We start from the raw sequence: 18,369 nt of genomic DNA, 5'->3' as shown, positions 1-18,369 counted from the left end.
CCTGGCCGCGCGACCCGCGGTCACGCAGAAGGAGTCAGTGTGAGCAGCAGTTCCTCTCGCAGACGCACCTCCCACACAGCACCGCACCCCACAGCGCACCGCCGCACCGCCACCGTCGCCCTCGCCGGCGTCGCCGCCCTGATCGCCGCCGCCGTCCAGTCCGGCGCGGCCACCGCCGCACCGGCCAAGCCGCAGGCGGGCAGGATGAATCCGGCCCATGTCGCGGTCGAGCTCACTCCCTCGCAGCGCGTCGAGCTGTTGCGCCACGCCGACGCGACGAAGGCCGCCACTGCCCGTTCCCTCGGCCTCGGCGCCCAGGAGAAGCTGGTCGTCAAGGACGTCGTCAAGGACGCCGACGGCACTCTGCACACCCGCTACGAGCGCACCTACGCGGGCCTTCCGGTGCTCGGCGGCGACCTGATCGTGGAGTCCAGGTCGAACAAGACCATGGAGGTCGTCAGGGCCACCGGCGCCACGCTGAAGGTCGCCGGTCTCACCCCGGCCGTGTCCAAGGCCGCGGCGGAGAAGCAGGCCGTACAGCGGGCCAAGGCCCTCGGCGGCAGCAGGTCGGCGGCGGACTCCGTCCGCAAGGTGATCTGGGCGGCGGGGGGAAAGCCCGTCCTGGCGTACGAGACGGTCGTCGGCGGCTTCCAGGACGACGGCACCCCGAACCGGCTGCACGTCATCAGCGACGCCGCCACCGGCAAGAAGCTCTACGAGTACCAGGGCATCGAGACCGGCATCGGCAACACCCAGTACAGCGGCCAGGTGAACCTGACCACGACCCACTCGGGGTCGGCGTACACACTGACCGACGGGGCGCGCGGCGGCCACAAGACGTACAACCTCAACCACGGCACCTCGGGCACCGGCACCCTGTTCTCCCAGAGCAACGACACCTGGGGCAACGGCACCACGTCGAACGCCGCGACCGCGGGCGCGGACGCCCACTACGGCGCGCAGGAGACCTGGGACTTCTACAAGAACACCTTCGGCCGCAGCGGCATCAAGAACGACGGCGTCGGCGCCTACTCCCGCGTCCATTACGGCAACTCGTACGTGAACGCCTTCTGGGACGACGGCTGCTTCTGCATGACCTACGGCGACGGCTCCGGCAACAAGGACCCGCTGACCGCGATCGACGTCGCCGGGCACGAGATGAGCCACGGCGTCACCTCCAACACCGCGGGCCTCGACTACAGCGACGAGTCCGGCGGCCTGAACGAGGCCACCTCGGACATCATGGGCACCGGCGTGGAGTTCTACGCCAACAACTCCACCGACGTCGGCGACTACCTCATCGGCGAGAAGATCGACATCAACGGCGACGGCACCCCGCTGCGCTACATGGACAAGCCCAGCAAGGACGGCGGCTCGGCGGACTCCTGGTACTCGGGCGTCGGCAACCTCGACGTGCACTACTCCTCGGGCGTCGCCAACCACTTCTTCTATCTGCTCAGCGAGGGCAGCGGCGCCAAGGTGATCAACGGCGTCAGCTACAACTCGCCGACCGCGGACGGACTTCCGGTCACCGGCATCGGCCGGGACAAGGCGCTGCAGATCTGGTACCGGGCGCTGACCACCAAGTGGACGTCGACCACCGACTACGCGGGCGCCCGCACCGGCACCCTCGCGGCGGCCGGTGAGCTGTACGGCACCTCCAGCGCCGAGTACAAGGCGGTGCAGGACGCGTGGGCGGGCGTCGCGGTCGGCGCGCGCTCCGGCGGCGGAGACGGCGGCGGTACGTCGTACGAGAGCACCACCCCGGTCGCCATCCCGGACAACGGGCCGGCCGTCACCTCGAACATCACGGTCTCCGGCAGGACCGGAAACGCGCCGAGCAACCTCCAGGTGGGCGTCGACATCACGCACACCTGGCGGGGTGACCTGGTGATCGATCTCGTCGGCCCGTCGGGCACCGCCTACCGCCTGAAGAACTTCAGTTCCTCGGACTCGGCGGACAACGTGAAGCAGACCTACACGGTCAACGCCTCCGCGGAACCGGCCAACGGCACCTGGAAACTGAGGGTGCAGGATCAAGCCACCTACGACACCGGAACGATCAACAGCTGGAAGCTGACGTTCCCGTAAACCGAGCGCCACAGGCCCGGGAACTGGGGGTCGTCCGAGGGTCCGGCACCCTCGGACGGCCCCGGTTAACACCCCTGAAACGTTTCTCAAACAGTCACTTTCAGGCCAACATCACTTCAGGGTCATGACATGTACGCGCCCCTGATGACACTCTTCCTTCACCCGCCGCAGAGCTTCACCCCACCTCTCCGGCCAGTAACCCCACGCTGACCGGACTCCCCACGAGAAGGAGCTTGCGTGAGCCCCCGCTACGCGCGTCACACGCGCACCACTCTGGCCATCGCCACCGCCGTCGCCGCCGGAGCCCTCGTCACCACCGGTCTGGCCACCGGCGCCTCCGCCCAGACCCCGGCCGGCACCACGGCCGCCAAGCCGCCGGCCGCGGCGCCCACCGCGCTCACCGCCGCCGCCCGCACCTCCCTGATCCAGCAGGCGCAGGCGGGCGCGGCCGAGACCGCGCAGAAGATAGGCCTCGGCGCCAAGGAGAAGCTGGTCGTCAAGGACGTCGTGAAGGACGCCGACGGCACGGTCCACACCCGCTACGAGCGCACCTACGCGGGCCTGCCGGTGCTCGGCGGCGACCTCGTCGTGCACACCGCCAAGTCGGGTGCGACCAAGGGCGTCACCAGAGCCGCCAAGGCCGCCATCAAGGTGGCGTCGCTCAAGCCGCAGATCACCGCCGCCAAGGCCGAGAAGCAGGCGGTGTCCGCCGCCCGGACCCTCGGCTCGGCCAAGTCCGCCGCGAACGGCGCCCGCAAGGTGATCTGGGCCGGTTCCGGCAAGCCGGTCCTCGCCTACGAGACGGTCGTCGGCGGTCTGCAGGACGACGGCACCCCGAACCAGCTGCACGTCATCACCGACGCCGCCACCGGCAAGAAGCTCTTCCAGTACCAGGGCATCGAGAACGCGACCGGCACCGGCAAGACGCTGTACTCCGGCACGGTCAGCCTCAACACCACGCAGTCGGGCTCGACGTACAACCTGACCGACAGCGCCCGGGGCGGTCACAAGACCTACAACCTGGCCCGCAAGACGTCCGGCAAGGGCACCCTGGTGGCCAGCTCCACCAACACCTTCGGCACCGGCACCGCCTCCAGCTCCTCGTCCGACCAGACCGCGGCCGCCGACGCCGCCTACGGCGCGGCGGAGACCTGGGACTTCTACAAGTCCACCTTCGGCCGCAGCGGCATCAAGAACGACGGTGTCGGCGCCTACTCCCGCGTCCACTACGGCAGCTCGTACGTGAACGCCTTCTGGGACGACAGCTGCTTCTGCATGACCTACGGCGACGGTGAGGGCAACACCGACCCGCTGACGTCCCTGGACGTGGCGGGCCACGAGATGAGCCACGGCGTCACGGCCAACACCGCGGGCCTCGACTACAGCGGCGAGTCCGGCGGCCTGAACGAGGCCACCTCGGACATCTTCGGCACGGGCGTGGAGTTCTACGCCAACAACTCGTCCGACAAGGGTGACTACCTCATCGGCGAGAAGATCAACATCAACGGCGACGGCACCCCGCTGCGCTACATGGACAAGCCCAGCAAGGACGGCGGCTCGGCGGACTACTGGTCCTCCTCCGTCGGCGACCTGGACGTCCACTACTCGTCCGGTGTCGCCAACCACTTCTTCTACCTCCTCTCGGAGGGCAGCGGCTCGAAGACGATCAACGGGGTGACCTACAACTCCCCGACGAAGAACGGCTCGACGATCACCGGCATCGGCCGCGCCAAGGCGCTGCAGATCTGGTACAAGGCGCTGACCGAGTACATGACCTCGACGACCGACTACTCGGACGCCCGCGCGGCGACCCTGAGCGCGGCGTCGGACCTGTACGGGTCCGGCAGCACCGAGTACAAGACGGTGGCGGCGACCTGGACCGCGGTCAACGTCACCAGCTGACCGAGCGACTGACGGGCGGGCCCGGGGGGAAGGCACTCCGGGCCCGCCCTACGCTTGTGACCCATGTCCTCGGCGCCCTTCACCTACGAGCCGGTCGGCGCGACCCGCGACGACCTGACGTACTGCCCGTCCGGCTTCCACCCCCTGCACGTGCGCACCCGCCTCGGCGAGGGCGAAAAGCTCTTCCAGCGGGCCGCCGAGGCGGTCCTCACCTGGGAGATGCACCGCGCCCTGGGCGTGGGCATCGACGCCACCGCCGACCGCGCGGCCCCCGGCGTCGACGTCACGGTCACCCTGGCCGGCCTGATCAGGGCCCCCTGCCGCATCATCTGGACGACCGAGGAACCCCGCCGCGCGGGCTGGGCCTACGGCACCCTGGAGAGCCACCCCGAATGCGGCGAGGAAGCCTTCCTGATCGACCGCACGGGCGACGGCACGGTCTGGCTGACGGTGGCGGCCTTCAGCAAGCCGGCCAAGTGGTACGCAAGGGCCGGCGGCCCGGCGACCCGAGGCCTCCAACACGCGTACGCCCGCCGCTGCGGGGCGGTGCTGCGGAGGCTGTGCGAGGGCCTGTCCGAAGCATGACGAGCATGCCCCGCAAAGCCCTCAAGCCCTAGCGCCGTCCTCGTGTCCAGGGGATGGCATCCGGCCATATCCGAGCGACAAGGCACGTACTGCGTTGCAGCCGTCAAACGGCCGATGTGATGATCCGGCACATGACGGAGCACGGGGGCGACGCCGACTCGGCGGCGCGAATACCCAGGTCACGGCTGTACGACTACATGGACCTGGCCCGCACCGACCAGCGGGACACGACCGCACCGGAGACGTCTGAGGGCACCGGTTCGCCCGAGCAGGCAGCAACGTTCACCGACACTCCGCAGGAAGTCCGGCGCAGGCGCCGGGAGTTCGCGGTGTTACTGGGCACGTTCCGCCGCACGGCGGTGCTGGTGCCGGTGGACGAGGACGAGGCGCCGCTGACGGGCGACTACGGCGGCATCCGCTGGATCTACGCGTTCTCCGACGAAACGGCCCTGGCACGCTTCGCGCTCGCGCGCGGCGAGGGCGACCGGGAGTGGGCGTATCAGAGGTGGCTGGGAGCCCGGTTGCTGGACGCCGGCGTGCCGGCTGTCGGGGTGCCGTGCGGGGTGGCCCTGGACGTGGGCGGCCAGGGCGAGGGCGTGCTGTTTCCGCCAGTGACGGGGATCGTGCCGGACGCGGCGGCCGTTGACCGGGCCGCCGTCGAGCAGACGAACGGGGAGACACCGCGATGAGCGGGGACGAGGGCGGCGGCAAGGACATCAAGGCCGCAGGGCTGAACCTGATCGCGCAGGGCATCACCCAGACGCTGGGCGAGTTGAAGGACCTGGGCATGGTCGGCGAGGCAGGAGCCGGGCGGGGCTTCTCGCATCTGGAGCTGTCCGGCATGGATCTCGGCCATGAGGACCTGACGTCGAAGTTCAAGTCGTTCTGCGAGCGCTGGGAGTGGGGCGTCCGCGGCCTGGTGGCGGAGGGCAACGCGTTCGCGGCGGAGGTGGGACTCTCCGCGGGCACACTGTACGAGACGGACCAGTACGTCGGCGGCACCTTGAGGGTGGGAGCGAACGCGCTGGTGGGCAACCCGCATGCCTCCGAGGCAGACGTCGAGAAGATGAGCTGGAGCCAGTGGGCCGACAACACCGCCGACGCCTACATGCACCCGGACTACAGCAAGAAGTCCTTCGACGAGGCGGGGGAGAACATCAAGCAGGGCTGGATGGACGCCTCGCGCGACTTGGTGACCTCTCAGGCCGGGGCCAACCTGGGCCTGATGCCCAGCGGTATGTCGGACGCGGAGCGCAAGGAGTTCCTGGACCGTGCTTTCGGCCCTTCCCCCGAGGCCCGCGCCAAGGCCGCCGGGCAGCAGGGCGGTGAGGGCTGATGGGCATGGGCCTGGGGGACGTGACCAACTCGCTCCTGGGCGAGGGCGAACACCTCTACGACTCCGGCAAGAAGCTACTCGGCAAGGGAATCGAGAAGGGCTCCGATCTCGCCGGTGACCTCTTGGACCACGTCGGAGCCCACGATTACGCAGACCTCGTCAGGTTCACGGGCGACTATGTCGGTTCCGAACTGGGCGCGACCCCGGGAGAGAAGCAGCTCGGCGAGAGCGACCTGGCCCCGGACCTGATCCACGGCTCCCCGACGGCCATCCGGGCCTCCGCCACACACCTGAAGGACTTCCACACCGCCTTCGACAACGTCGGCGAGGGCATGCGGAAGCTGGACTCCTCCTCCTGGCAGGGCGAGGCGGCCGACGCCTTCCGCAAGAAGTTCGCCATGCACCCGGTGAAGTGGCTGCAGGCCGCGGATGCCTGCCGCACCGCTGCCACGGCTCTGGACGCCTACGCCGAGACCGTCGAATGGGCGCTGAAACAGGCCACGCACGCCATCGACCTGTACAAGAAGGGCACCAACGCCTCCGAGGAGGCCGCGGACGCCTACAACAAGAAGGTCGACACCTACAACGCGGCCGTGAAATCGGGTGACGATCCGGGCCCGCGCCCGGGGAAGTTCCACGACCCGGGCACCGCCGACATCCAGCGCGCCCAGGAACTCCTGCACGAAGCCCGTAAGCAGCGCAACACGGCAGCGGAGGGCGCCGCCAAGGCCGTGGACAAGGCCCTGGCCCACGCCCCCACCGAACCGCCTCCGCTCGCCCGGCTGAAGGCGGACGCCGTGGACGGCGCCGGCGCCCTGAACACCGAGGCGCTCCACTTCGTCGGCGGCGTCGTCAAGGGCACCGCCGGATTGATCACCTTCGTCCGCGGTCTGGACCCCGCCGACCCCTACAACCTCACCCATCCCGCCCAGTACGTGCAGAACGTCAACATGACGATCACGGGCCTGATCTCCACCGGCACGCATCCCGACCGGGCCCTGAAGAACATGTGGACCGAGTTCCGCAAGGACCCGACCGAGTTCGGCGGCCGCGCGCTCCCCCAGCTCTTCCTCGGCGACGGCGCCGGAATGGAGCTCGGGCTGGCGCGGGACGCGGCGGAGGCGAGCCTGGTGCGGCGGGCGGCGGAGGGGGCCGCCGGGCGGGAGGCGCGGGCGGGGGCGGAGGACGCAGCCGGGAAGACCGCTCGGGAGGAGGTCAACGAGGACCCGCCCCAGCACTCGCACGACGAGAACAGCACGAAGCGCTGCGGCGACCCGGTCAACGTGGCCACCGGCAGGATGTACCTGCCGCAGACGGACGTCACCCTCCCCGGCGCGCTTTCCCTGGTCCTCGGACGCCGCGTCGAGTCCGGCTACCGACTGGGCCGCTGGTTCGGCCCCTCCTGGTCCTCAACCCTGGACCAGCGCCTGGAGATCGATGCAGAGGGAGTCGTCCACGTCACGGAGGACGGCCTCCTCCTGTCGTACCCCCACCCGGCACCGGGCGTGCCCACCCTGGCGAGCCACGGCCCTCGCCTGCCCCTGGACCGCGTGGACGGTGGCTACACCATCACGGACCCCGGCACCGGCCGGGTGTGGCACTTCGCCGACCGGGGCGACGCGTTGGCGGTCCTGGAACAGATCGACGACCGCAATGGCAACTGGGTCACCTTCGAGTACGACGAGGCGGGCACTCCGCTCGGCGTGCACACGAGCGCCGGCCAGGGCGTGCGTATCACCACGGACTCGGGGCGGGTCACCGCGTACCACCTGGCAGCGACGGGCGAGGAGCTGAAACGCTTCACCTACACGGACGGCGACCTCACGGGGGTCATCAACTCCTCCGGCCTGCCGCTCCGCTTAACCTACGACGACCGAGGCCGCGTCACGTCCTGGACGGACACGAACGACCGCAGCTACGCGTACGAGTACGACGACCAGGACCGTTGCATCGCGCAGGGCGGCACCGCGGGCCACATGGCGCATCGCTTCTCCTACGGGGAGCCGGACCCGGCAACCGGTCTCCGGACCACGACCGCGACGACGGCCGAGGGGCACACCACCCGCTACCTGGTGAACGACACCTGGCAGGTGGTCGCGGAGACCGACCCACTGGGCGCGACCACCCACTACGTCCGCGACCGCTACCACCGCCTGCTCTCCACGACGGATCCGCTGGGCCACACGACGACGTTCCGCTACGACGAGGGCAACCTCACGTCAGTCGTCCGCCCGGACGGCCGCGAGTCGAGGGCGGAGTACAACGCCCTGGGCCTGCCGGCGAAGGTGGTGAACCCGGACGGCACGGTGATCCGCCAGACGTACGACGAACGGGGCAACCGCACGTCGGTGACGGACGCGGCGGGCCGGACGACCCGGTTCGCGTACAACGAGGCCGGACATCTGACGTCGGTGACGGACCCGCTGGGCCACACGACCACGGTCGTCTGCGACCGCGCCGGCCTCCCGATCGAGGTAACCGATCCACTGGGCGCACGCACCCGATACGAGCGGGACGCCCTGGGCCGCCCCGTCGCGGTCACGGACCCCACGGACGCCACGACACACCTGCAATGGTCGCCCGAGGGCCACCTGACCCGCCGCACGGCCCCCGACGGTACGACGGAGACGTGGACGTACGACGGCGAGGGCAACTGCACCAGCCACACGGACCCCCTCGGCGGCGTCTCCCACTTCGAGTACACCCACTTCGACCTGCTGGCGGCACGCACAGGCCCGGACGGCGTCCGCTACGAATTCGACCACGACACCGAGCTGCGCCTGACCGAGGTCACCAACCCGCAGGGCCTGACGTGGACGTACGAGTACGACCCGGCCGGCCGCCTGGTGTCGGAGAAGGACTTCGACGACCGCACCCTGACATACGCCTACGACCTTGCCGGCCGCCTCGCCGCACGGCGAAACGCACTCGGCCACGTCACATCCTTCGAACGCAACGAACTCGGCCAGGTACTCCGCAAGGACGCGGCAGGCCAGGTCACGACCTACGCGTACGACTTCACCGACCAACTGGCCCAGGCGACGGGCCCGGACGGCACGACCCTGACCCTGCTGCGCGACCGCCACGGCCGCCTCCACTCGGAAACGGTCAACGGCCGCACGCTCACGTACACATACGACCCGCTGGGCCGCCGCACCGGCCGCACCACCCCAACCGGCGCCACGACCACATGGTCGTACGACGCGGCAGGCCGCCGCACAGGCATGGTGGCATCAGGCCGAGCGATCGACTTCACGTACGACGAAGCAGGCCGCGAACTGACCCGCCACATAGGCGGAACGATCGCCCTGGCCCACACCTTCGACACGCGGGGCCGCCTGACCACCCAGTCAGTGACCGGCGCGGACGGCCACACGGTCCAGCACAGGACGTACACGTACCGAGCCGACGGCAACGTCATCGGCATCGATGACCAACTCGCAGGCACCCGCCGCTTCGACTTGGACGCGACGGGCCGGGTCACGGCAGTCCACGCAGCGAACTGGACAGAGCGCTACGCCTACGACGAGGCGGGCAACCAGACCCAGGCGTCCTGGCCGTCGGACCACCCTGGCGGCGAGGCAACCGGCCCACGCTCTTATGTGGGCACCCGCATCACCCGAGCCGGCAACGTCCGCTACGAACACGACGCCCTCGGCCGCATCACCCTCCGCCAGAAAACCCGCCTGTCCAGAAAGCCGGACACCTGGCGCTACGAGTGGGACGCCGAGGACCGTCTGACCTCGGTGACCACCCCGGACGGCACCCGCTGGCGCTACACCTACGACCCCCTGGGCCGCCGCACCGCGAAACTCCGCCTCGCTGCGGACGGCGAGACGGTCATGGAGCGGGTGGACTTCACCTGGGACGGCACCACTCTCTGCGAACAAACCACGACATCCCTCGACCTCCCCAACCCGGTCACCCTCACCTGGGACCACCAGGGCCTGCGCCCGCTGTCGCAAACAGAACGCATCACTGCGGCCGACGCCCCACAACAGGAAATCGACTCACGCTTCTTCGCCATCGTCACCGACCTGGTCGGCACGCCGAACGAACTCGTAGACGAGCAGGGCGAGATAGCGTGGCGTACCCGAAGCACCCTGTGGGGAACAACGGCATGGGCAGCAAACAGCACCACCTACACCCCCCTACGCTTCCCAGGCCAGTACTACGACCCCGAAACCGGCCTGCACTACAACTACTTCCGCCATTACGACCCAGCAACCGCCCGGTATTTCAGCCCAGACCCGCTCGGACTCGCGCCAGCGCTGAACCCGGACACTTACGTTCACAACCCCGCGATTTCGACCGACCACCTTGGACTCGCCCCTGAAGGATGTCCCGACCCGAAAACGGGCAGCCAATGGTACCCGGATGAGAACTATGAACCGCGCGCACTCGAAGATCGCAGAGCGGAAAACGCGGACCGTAAGGCGTGGTTCCAAACTCCGCAGGACGTCCACGAACTCGTGGACCGATTGATCAACGATCCGAGTTATCCGCAACGCGAGACAACCACTCGGGACGGCAGACGAATACTGGACTTCTATCAGGGCGGCAATTCTCGCGCAGGAAAACGCTGGGCGGGCTCCCCAATCTACGACAATGGCGATCCGCTAAGTCAACTACGGGTCATGGTCGACGGCGACGGTAATATCGCCTACTTCGGTAGGCGTGCGGACGGTTCGCACAACTACGATCAGGTCATCCCATACCCTTGGGCCAAGAGATCGAACCATTAACCAGCCCGACCATCACTACTAGATCAAGGCAACCTTCATGCAAGAAACAGAACTAACCAGGAGCCTGGCCGCAGCGGGGCTGACATACCTAGGCATGGTGCCCCCTTCCCGCCCACTCGTTCCTCCACGCCTTGCGTACTTCGCGAACTCAACTGCCGCCGACGGACAAGAGTGGGCCGCAAGTATCGAAAATGATGCCGAAGACTTCCAGGAAAGGGTGAACCATGAGTGGTACATGCTGTGCGCCCATCAAGGTCTCTTCGACACCGGAGATCCGCAGTTCCTGATCGCCGTCCGCGACGTGCCCCATAATCGTCCCGACACTGCATGGTGGGCGCGCGTAATGCTGCAGCCGGACTGGGATCTCGCCGGGGCCGGCGCCGAGGCCAGAGTTACCGGATGCGGCTGGGGGAATCCGGAGTTCGTGATGCTTTCCCTGGATGGAAACCTAATTGTCCAAGGATCACAAGGGCAGGAGTGGACGGATATCGTCTGCTTGCGCGACGCTCATCGGATCTCTTCCTTCAGGGAAACGGGCGCCAAACTCGCCAACGATAAATCGATCCCGGAACAGACACGCTACGCCATGGCTCGCTGGCTAGAGAACACACGATGAAAGTGCCCATCGGACGACGGCAAGCATGCGGCGCATGGTTGCCCGCCGACGCGCCGTACCGCTGGTCTGGGTGATCACGATGAGCACCGGCTCGCAGCGGTACTTCTCGCACAGGCAGGAGAGGTAGTACGGCCAGCTGCCGCGTTTCCGTTCGTCCGGGATTATCCACGGGCCCCGAATCCCTGACTCGGCTGCCACAACGAAGGGAGTGAGCATGGAACTGCCCAGCCGAATCAAACGCAGGATCATCAAAGACCACCCCCAGGGAGATCAACAAACCATCGAGGAGCTGCTACTCGAACTCATGGACTATCTGAAAAAAACGGGGATCGACACAGAAAGGGTTATCGCAGCCACACTTCTCCACGCCGACGGCAAAACGGACCGACTCCTCAACTGCATTGAAGAAGTTCGGGTGGATTTTCGGGACATCTTGATGGACTCCGGCCTCGAACACGCAGACTGGCCTGATCGATTGGATGCCGAATTTGGAACCTGACTCGGGATCCGAGCCCGATAGCCACCAAGGCGGCGATTGGCAGATTCGTGCCACCTTCCCGGGGTCATCCAGGCCTCGCCTACCGGAATTCACTCCCGCCGCATGGCACAAATCTACCAATCACACTCGCAGCCAAGCCACGCAGCGCGCGCGACCGTCCTGAGCCCGCAGCCGCCGAACCCGCCCGGCGTGCAGGCGAGGCGCGACCGCGCACCCTCGCCGACGTCGCACACGCAGCCGACCCAAGGGACCGGTACCGGTCGGGGCCACCCCTCTTCCAGGCCGCTCGCTCGCTTCTTGCCCGGGCTGGAGCGAGGTGGGTCAAGGGTGGCCCGGAGGGTCATCGCCGGAGGCGACGCGCAGCGTCCTTGACGCGCCTCGTGGAAGCACGACACTGGCCGAGAAGCGGGCGGCCCAACAGCCACCTGCTCACCCCATGTCGAACAGCTCCGCCACCTCAGCGGCGTGCACGGCTCGCTGGGCCCATACCTCCAGCTGGGCCAGGTCCGTGCAGGCCATCACCCGCTCGCGGACGGCGTCAGGCACCGGGATGCTGCGCCATTCCAGGACACGGAGGACCATCTCGGCCTTGGCCTCAGCTCGGCCCTGTTCTCGCCCCTCCTCCCGCACCTGTTCCGCCAGCGGGTGGCGCCAGAAGTACTGGATCGCCGTCATCAGGTCCCTCCACATCTGCTTCGCCTAAGGGTCGGCCAGGCAGGAGTCGACAAACTGCACGAAGACTGCGGCACTGTCGGGGTCGATGGTCCGCAGGGCGGCGGCCAGGGATTCCAGTATGGCCGGAGCCTGCGGTCCACGCCCGTGTGTCATGGCCGAGAGCACCGCAAGGGGGACGTCCCGTTCGGCCTGCCGCTCGTCCGCGATCACCGGCACGTTGTCCGGGCCCAGCACCAGTGGACGTACCGTCAGCGAGTGCCAGTCCCGGAAGCCGAAACGGATCGGGCGCGAGGCCCAGTGAGCGGTCGTGCTGCTTTGCGTGATGACGATGAGCACCGGCTCGCAGCGGTACTTCTCGTACAGGTAGCTCAGGTAGTACGGCCAGCTGCCCCGCTTGCGCTCGTCCACCTTCCCCTGCGACTCCACCACCAGCAGATACGCGCCCTCGTCCGTCTCCGCCCGCAGCAGCGTGTCCACGCGGCGCTCGACCGGTTCGATCTCGGTGAGGTCCACGTTCAGCGCGGCGATCTCCCTCGGTTCGGGGAACGGCACGTGCAGCACCCGCTGTAACGCCCGCGTCAGAAGCGCCGGGTCCTTCTGGAAGATCCGGTGCAGCGCCTCATGCGACTGGCCCACCATCACGCGGCCCCCAGCTCGCACCACACGTACTTTCCCCGGTCCCCGAACCGGGCCGTCGGCTGCCAGCCCCAGTAGTCCGAGCAGGCCTTCACCAGCCCCAGCCCCCGCCCGTCCTCCAGCTGAAGCTCTGCCACCTGCTCCAGCGACCGGGGCGGGTCCGGCGGGGCGGGGTCCGTGTCCCATGCCCCGATCCACACCATCCCCTCCGGGGTGCGGCGGACCCTGAGCGCGGCCGGCCCCTTGGTGTGCCGTACGGCGTTGGAGACCAGCTCCGTCGCCAGTAGCTCCGCCGTGTCCACGATGCCGATCAGGCCGTGCAGGGTGAGGATCAGGCGCAGGGTGCGGCGGCAGACGGTCACCGCTCTGAGGTCGTTGGGGACGTACAGCGTGTAGTCCCAGGACTCGATGAGTTCGTTTTCGGGCATGCGTCATCAACTCCGTTGGGTGAGTGGGAATGTGGCGAGCGGTGGCCTTGCCGCAGCCGTCATGGCGCGACGGAGCAGTGCACTTCCGCTGCGTGCACGTCGCGTCACAGACGGTAGGCGTAACCTGTAACCCGCGGCAAGCCGATCACGCAATCCGCCCCCGAAAGAAAAGGAGCAGGCCGTGGTTCAGAGGCCGGAACCGACAGCACGGCAGGTCCGCCTGGGTGTCGAACTGCGCCGGCTCCGCGAGGCAGCCGGGCTCACAACCATCCAGTCAGCGGCGCTGCTCGGGGCGAGCAGGGTCCAGATCAGCCACATCGAGTCGGGACTCAAGGGTGTGAGCGAAGAGCGGCTGCGCCGACTGGCATCCCACTACGCCTGCACAGACACAGAGTTCATCGACGCGCTCGTCGAGATGGCCACGGACAGAACGCGGGGGTGGTGGGAGGGGTACCGGGGCCTGTTGCCCACGTCTTTCCTCGACCTCTCCGAGCTGGAGCACCACGCCCGGTTCCTGCGCCACGTGGCAATCCTGTACGTACCGGGCCTCCTGCAGACCGAGGACTACTCCCGCGCCGTCTTCTCGTCCAGACTGCCGGAACTGACCCGCAGCGAATTGGAGTTGCGCATCCAGCACCGGAAAGCGCGCCAGGAGTTCACCGTTCCGTACGAAGCGGTGATCCATGAGGCGGCACTTCGGATCAGGGTCAGTGACCGCGCCACGTCACGGGCTCAGCTCGCCCGACTGCTCGAACTCTCCGAGGCGGACCACATCACCGTGCGCGTCATCCCCTTCGATCTGGACGGCTTCGCCAGGGCGGCAAGCACGATGACGTACGTGGGTGGCCCGCTGCCCAAGCTGGACACTGTGGTCCGCGACGCACTGCACGGCTCGGCCTTCATCGATTCCGAGGCTCAGCTCAACACCTACCGGACCAGTTTCCGTAAGGTAGAGGCCGCGTCACTCGACCCCGAGCAATCGCGTGAACTCATCCACCGGCTGGCGAAGGACCTATGAGGTTCATCATGGACAATTGGCGGAAGTCGTCCTACTCGGGCCCGGGGGACGGCAACGAGTGCGTGGAGATAGCCACCACCCCCACCCACACCGCCATCCGCGACTCCAAGGACCCGGCCGTCGGCACGCTCACCGTCCCGGCCGGATCCTTCGCCCTCTTCGTAGAAGCCCTTAAGACGGCTCCTTACCCGGTGTAGCCACCCGTCTCACCGCAGCAAAACCCCCGCCCCCTCCACCACCTCCTCAGAAGGCACGGCCACCAGCCCCAGCTCCGCCGCGGAGGCCAGGAGGCGGTGGGACGGGAGGATGCGGACCGTGTAGCCGTACGGACCGGTGCGGTCCAGGGCGAGGGGGCCCTCGTACAGGAGGCGGCCCTCCAGGTCGGGGGCCCCGGTCGGCTTCAGGGGGACGATCGTCGCATCCGTGATGCGGTCCTCCGCGTCCACCCGGCCCGACACCGCCTGCACCTCCACGTCGTCCGGGGTCAACGAGCCGAGGGCCACCCGCACCCGCAGGCCCACCGTCGTGCCCAGCTCGGCGGTGGGACCCGTCGCCGTCGTCTCGACATGGTCCACGCTCACCCCGGGCCAGGCCGCCCGCACCCGGGACTTCCAGGCGGCCAGGTCGCTCGCCGTGTCCGGGGTCAGGGCGCGGTGGGCCTGGGCCGCGGGGGCGTAGAGGCGGTCGACGTACTCGCGGACCATGCGGCCGGCCAGCACCTTCGGGCCCAGCAGGCTCAACGTCTGGCGGACCATCTGGATCCAGCGGTCCGGCAGACCGCCCCGCCCGCGCTCGTAGAAACGCGGAGTGACCCGCTGTTCCAGCAGGTCGTACAGCGCCGCCGCCTCGATGTCGTCGCGGCGGTCCGGGTCCGTGCCCGCGCCGTCCGCCGTCGGGATGGCCCAGCCGAAGTCCGGCTGGAACCATTCGTCCCACCAGCCGTCCAGGACGGAGAGGTTGAGGCACCCGTTCAGCGCGGCTTTCATTCCGCTCGTCCCACACGCTTCCAGGGGCCTGAGCGGATTGTTCAGCCAGATGTCACAGCCGGGGTAGAGCTTCTGCGCCATCGCCATGCCGTAGTCGGGCAGGAAGACGATGCGGTGGCGGACCCGTGGGTCGTCGGCGAAACGGACCAGCTCCTGGACCAGGCGCTTGCCGCTGTCGTCCGCCGGGTGGGCCTTTCCGGCCACCACCACCTGCACCGGCCGGTCCGCATGCAGGAGCAGGTCCATCAGGCGGTCGCGGTCCCGGAGCATCAGCGTGAGGCGTTTGTACGAGGGGACGCGCCGCGCGAAGCCGATCGTCAGGACGTCCGGGTCCAGCACCCCGTCGATCCAGCCCAACTCGGCGTTCGCCGCTCCCCGTTGGCGCCATGACGCCCGCAGGCGCTCCCGTACCTCCAGCACCAACTGCTCGCGCAGCGTGCGGCGCAGTTCCCAGATCTCCTGGTCCGGGATGTCGGCGACGGAGTCCCAGCGGTCGGTGCCGCCGACGCTCAGCGCGTCCTCGGCCCGCTCCGAACCCACCTGCCGGGCCCCGAGCCGCAGCACCTCCGGGGCGACCCAGGTCGGCGCGTGCACCCCGTTGGTCACGGAGGTGATCGGCACCTCGTCGGGGTCGAATCCCGGCCACAGTCCCGCGAACATCTCCCTGCTGACCTGTCCGTGCAGCAGCGACACCCCGTTGGCCCGCTGGGCCAGCCTGAGGCCCATCACGGCCATGTTGAAGAGGTTGGGCTCGCCACCCGGGTACGTCTCCATACCGAGGGTCAGAATCCGCTGCACGTCGATGCCGGGGAGCTCGGCGTCCGGCCCGAAGTGCCGGGCGACCAGCTCACGGTCGAAACGGTCGATGCCGGCCGGGACCGGCGTGTGGGTGGTGAAGACCGTGCCGCCGCGCACCGCCTCCAGGGAGGAGTCGAAATCCAGGCCCTGCTCGCACAGTTCGGCGATCCGCTCCAGGCCCAGGAAGCCCGCGTGGCCCTCGTTGGTGTGGAACACCTCCGGCTCCGGGTGCCCGGTGCGGCGGCAGTACGTCCGTACCGCCCGGACACCTCCTATGCCGAGCAGCATCTCCTGCAGCAGCCGGTGCTCGCTGCCGCCGCCGTAGAGCCGGTCGGTCACCCCGCGTTCGCCGAGGTCGTTGTCCTCCACGTCCGAGTCGAGCAGCAACAGCGGCACCCTGCCCACCTGGGCCAGCCAGATCCGCGCGTGCAGCGCCTTGCCGCCGGGCAGTGCGAGCGAGACCTGCGCCGGGGTGCCGTCGGCCTCCTTCAGCTGGGCGAGGGGCAGCTCGTTGGGGTCGAGCACCGGGTAGTGCTCCTGCTGCCAGCCGTCCCGGGACAGGGTCTGCCGGAAGTACCCGTGGCGGTACAGCAGTCCGACCCCGATCAGGGGTACGCCGAGATCGCTGGCCGCCTTCAGATGGTCTCCTGCCAGGATGCCGAGGCCGCCGGAGTACTGGGGCAGTGCGGCCGTGATGCCGAACTCGGGGGAGAAATAGGCCACCGCGGCGGGCAGGCCGTCGGCCTGTGTCTGATACCAGCGGTCGCCGGTCAGGTAGTCGTCGAGGTCGTCCGCGACCGCGCCGAGGCGGCGCAGGAAGCGCCGGTCGCCCGCCAGTTCGGCCAGCCGGGCCGGCCGTACCCGGCCCAGTGTCCGCACCGGGTCGCCCCCGGCCGCGGCCCAGGCCTCGGGGTCGACGGACTGGAACAGATCGCGCGTTTCCGCATGCCAGGACCAGCGCAGATTGCGCGCCAGGTCGCTCAGCGGCCGGAGGGGTTCGGGGAGAACGGGACGGACGGTGAACCGACGGATCGCCTTCACATGCCACCTCGGGCGCGTCACGGGGTGAGACGCACCGCGCTGTGCGTCTCGTCGTCAGTCTCGACGGTAGTGGTTACCCGGGCGTCGGTGGGGACGCGCCCGGTGGGGGTGTCGGGGCGTGCGGAAGCGGTCACCGGGCACCCGGAAGAAGGAGGCCGGTCTTGTGGGTGGACATACGCGTGAGTAGTTAACAAAGTATCCGGATTGCCCACCCGAACAGGGTGGGAAGGCTCCTCCGGTACACACCCCACAGGCGTCACCCAGCACCTCCGCAGGACCCACCTCCCCACATCCATCCGCCACACCCACGTTGACGCGGACAGGAGCGGTCATGCCCGCCATGCACCATTCGTCAGCACCCACGAACAGCAGCAAGCTCACGGCAGCGGCACAGAAGGCCCCGAAGAAGACAACGCGCAAGAAGGCGGTGAAACCAGTCAGGGAGACCACCCTCGGCCGTATCCCCGTCCTCGACGTACGCCCCGTGGTCCAGCAGGGGCGCAGGCCGGCCAAAGCGGTGACCGGTGAGTCGTTCGAGGTGTCCGCCACCGTCTTCCGGGAGGGGCACGACGCCGTCTCCGCGAACGTGGTGCTGCGCGACCCGGCAGGCCGGCCGGGCCCCTGGACACCGATGCGCGAACTCGCCCCGGGCACCGACCGCTGGGGTGCCACCGTCACCGCTGGTGAACCGGGCCGCTGGACCTACACGGTGGAGGCCTGGTCCGACCCCCTCTCGACCTGGCGGCACACCGCCCGGATCAAGATCCCGGCGGGCATCGACACCGAACTCGTCCTGGAGGAGGGTGCGCGGCTGTACGAGCGGGCGGCCGCCGGAGTCCCGGAGCGGGCTCGACCGGTGGTACTGGACGTCGTAGCGGCCCTGCGTGACGAGGACCGCCCCGCCGCCTGGCGTCTCGCGGCGGCGCTGGCGCCGGAGGTGGAGGCGTTGCTGGCCCGTCATCCGTTGCGGGAGCTGGTGACCGCGTCCGACGCGATGCCGCTGCTGGTGGAGC

13 protein-coding genes and 1 pseudogene are annotated in these 18,369 nt (G+C 68.7%); 11 read left to right on the top strand and 3 right to left on the bottom strand.

What is annotated here, in order from left to right; genetic code table 11:
• Positions 1-39 precede the first annotated feature (39 nt).
• The 8 genes from ACIGXP_RS39525 to ACIGXP_RS39490 all read left to right on the top strand — a co-directional run bounded on the left by ACIGXP_RS39525 (position 40) and on the right by ACIGXP_RS39490 (position 11,774).
• Entirely contained in the window at positions 40-2,091 is a 2,052-nt protein-coding gene (locus ACIGXP_RS39525) for a M4 family metallopeptidase (protein ID WP_399776773.1), read from the top strand.
• 237 nt (positions 2,092-2,328) lie between these two features.
• The gene (locus ACIGXP_RS39520) at positions 2,329-3,993 is read left to right on the top strand and encodes a M4 family metallopeptidase (protein ID WP_363214658.1); all 1,665 of its coding nucleotides are present in this window, start codon (positions 2,329-2,331) and stop codon (positions 3,991-3,993) included.
• A 63-nt stretch (positions 3,994-4,056) separates the two neighbouring features.
• Positions 4,057-4,578: a DUF1990 domain-containing protein gene (locus tag ACIGXP_RS39515; protein WP_363214659.1), complete on the top strand. Its 522-nt coding sequence runs from the start codon at positions 4,057-4,059 to the stop codon at positions 4,576-4,578.
• A 131-nt stretch (positions 4,579-4,709) separates the two neighbouring features.
• On the top strand, positions 4,710-5,267 hold the full coding sequence (locus ACIGXP_RS39510) for a hypothetical protein (RefSeq protein WP_399776770.1): 558 nt from the start codon (positions 4,710-4,712) through the stop codon (positions 5,265-5,267).
• Positions 5,264-5,914, top strand: coding sequence for a hypothetical protein (locus tag ACIGXP_RS39505; RefSeq protein ID WP_399776767.1), 651 nt, complete (start codon positions 5,264-5,266; stop codon positions 5,912-5,914). The genes ACIGXP_RS39510 and ACIGXP_RS39505 overlap by 4 nt, the downstream gene beginning before the upstream one ends.
• Before the next feature lie 5 nt (positions 5,915-5,919).
• A complete protein-coding gene (locus ACIGXP_RS39500) occupies positions 5,920-10,659 on the top strand; it encodes a putative T7SS-secreted protein (protein ID WP_399776811.1) in 4,740 nt (1,579 codons plus the stop codon).
• A gap of 94 nt (positions 10,660-10,753) precedes the next feature.
• Positions 10,754-11,275 (top strand): hypothetical protein, encoded by a 522-nt coding sequence (locus tag ACIGXP_RS39495; protein WP_399776764.1) that lies wholly within the window; start codon positions 10,754-10,756, stop codon positions 11,273-11,275.
• A 214-nt stretch (positions 11,276-11,489) separates the two neighbouring features.
• Positions 11,490-11,774: a hypothetical protein gene (locus ACIGXP_RS39490; RefSeq protein WP_399776762.1), complete on the top strand. Its 285-nt coding sequence runs from the start codon at positions 11,490-11,492 to the stop codon at positions 11,772-11,774.
• Between the two features lie 429 nt (positions 11,775-12,203).
• Here ACIGXP_RS39490 and ACIGXP_RS39485 read toward each other — a convergent pair.
• A pseudogene (locus ACIGXP_RS39485) lies at positions 12,204-13,088 on the bottom strand (hypothetical protein).
• Positions 13,088-13,513, bottom strand: a complete 426-nt coding sequence (locus ACIGXP_RS39480) for an ATP-binding protein (protein WP_399776759.1) — start codon at positions 13,511-13,513, stop codon at positions 13,088-13,090. The pseudogene ACIGXP_RS39485 and the gene ACIGXP_RS39480 overlap by 1 nt, the downstream one beginning before the upstream one ends.
• Before the next feature lie 181 nt (positions 13,514-13,694).
• Here ACIGXP_RS39480 and ACIGXP_RS39475 point away from each other — a divergent pair, with 181 nt between their 5' ends.
• Both ACIGXP_RS39475 and ACIGXP_RS39470 read left to right on the top strand, forming a co-directional pair.
• Positions 13,695-14,531 carry a helix-turn-helix domain-containing protein gene (locus ACIGXP_RS39475; RefSeq protein ID WP_399776756.1) on the top strand — a complete coding sequence of 279 codons (837 nt, stop codon included), beginning with the start codon at positions 13,695-13,697 and terminating at the stop codon, positions 14,529-14,531.
• A gap of 8 nt (positions 14,532-14,539) precedes the next feature.
• Entirely contained in the window at positions 14,540-14,728 is a 189-nt protein-coding gene (locus ACIGXP_RS39470) for a DUF397 domain-containing protein (protein WP_399776755.1), read from the top strand.
• Between the two features lie 9 nt (positions 14,729-14,737).
• Here ACIGXP_RS39470 and ACIGXP_RS39465 read toward each other — a convergent pair whose 3' ends face one another.
• Positions 14,738-17,356 carry a glycosyltransferase family 1 protein gene (locus ACIGXP_RS39465; protein WP_399776753.1) on the bottom strand — a complete coding sequence of 873 codons (2,619 nt, stop codon included), beginning with the start codon at positions 17,354-17,356 and terminating at the stop codon, positions 14,738-14,740.
• Positions 17,357-17,687: 331 nt separating this feature from the next.
• On the opposite strand from ACIGXP_RS39465, the gene ACIGXP_RS39460 reads away from it, so the two are divergent.
• A partial coding sequence (locus ACIGXP_RS39460) for a maltotransferase domain-containing protein (RefSeq protein ID WP_399776751.1) occupies positions 17,688-18,369 on the top strand: 682 nt, incomplete at its 3' end.

The organism is Streptomyces sp. NPDC053069 (genome assembly GCF_044546895.1).
Classification (GTDB): Bacteria; Actinomycetota; Actinomycetes; order Streptomycetales; family Streptomycetaceae; genus Streptomyces.
The sequence above is the reverse complement of the archived record's forward strand: the minus strand, read 5'-3'. Positions and strand labels throughout refer to the sequence as shown.

Excerpts from the sequence above, each read along its gene's own strand:
- ACIGXP_RS39500 (WP_399776811.1), top strand. The coding sequence starts at position 5,920 with ATGGGCCTGGGGGACGTGACCAACTCGCTCCTGGGCGAGGGCGAACAC.
- ACIGXP_RS39470 (WP_399776755.1), top strand. The coding sequence starts at position 14,540 with ATGGACAATTGGCGGAAGTCGTCCTACTCGGGCCCGGGGGACGGCAAC.
- ACIGXP_RS39480 (WP_399776759.1), bottom strand. The coding sequence starts at position 13,513 with ATGCCCGAAAACGAACTCATCGAGTCCTGGGACTACACGCTGTACGTC.
- ACIGXP_RS39515 (WP_363214659.1), top strand. The coding sequence starts at position 4,057 with ATGTCCTCGGCGCCCTTCACCTACGAGCCGGTCGGCGCGACCCGCGAC.
- ACIGXP_RS39495 (WP_399776764.1), top strand. The coding sequence starts at position 10,754 with ATGGTGCCCCCTTCCCGCCCACTCGTTCCTCCACGCCTTGCGTACTTC.
- ACIGXP_RS39490 (WP_399776762.1), top strand. The coding sequence starts at position 11,490 with ATGGAACTGCCCAGCCGAATCAAACGCAGGATCATCAAAGACCACCCC.
- ACIGXP_RS39505 (WP_399776767.1), top strand. The coding sequence starts at position 5,264 with ATGAGCGGGGACGAGGGCGGCGGCAAGGACATCAAGGCCGCAGGGCTG.
- ACIGXP_RS39510 (WP_399776770.1), top strand. The coding sequence starts at position 4,710 with ATGACGGAGCACGGGGGCGACGCCGACTCGGCGGCGCGAATACCCAGG.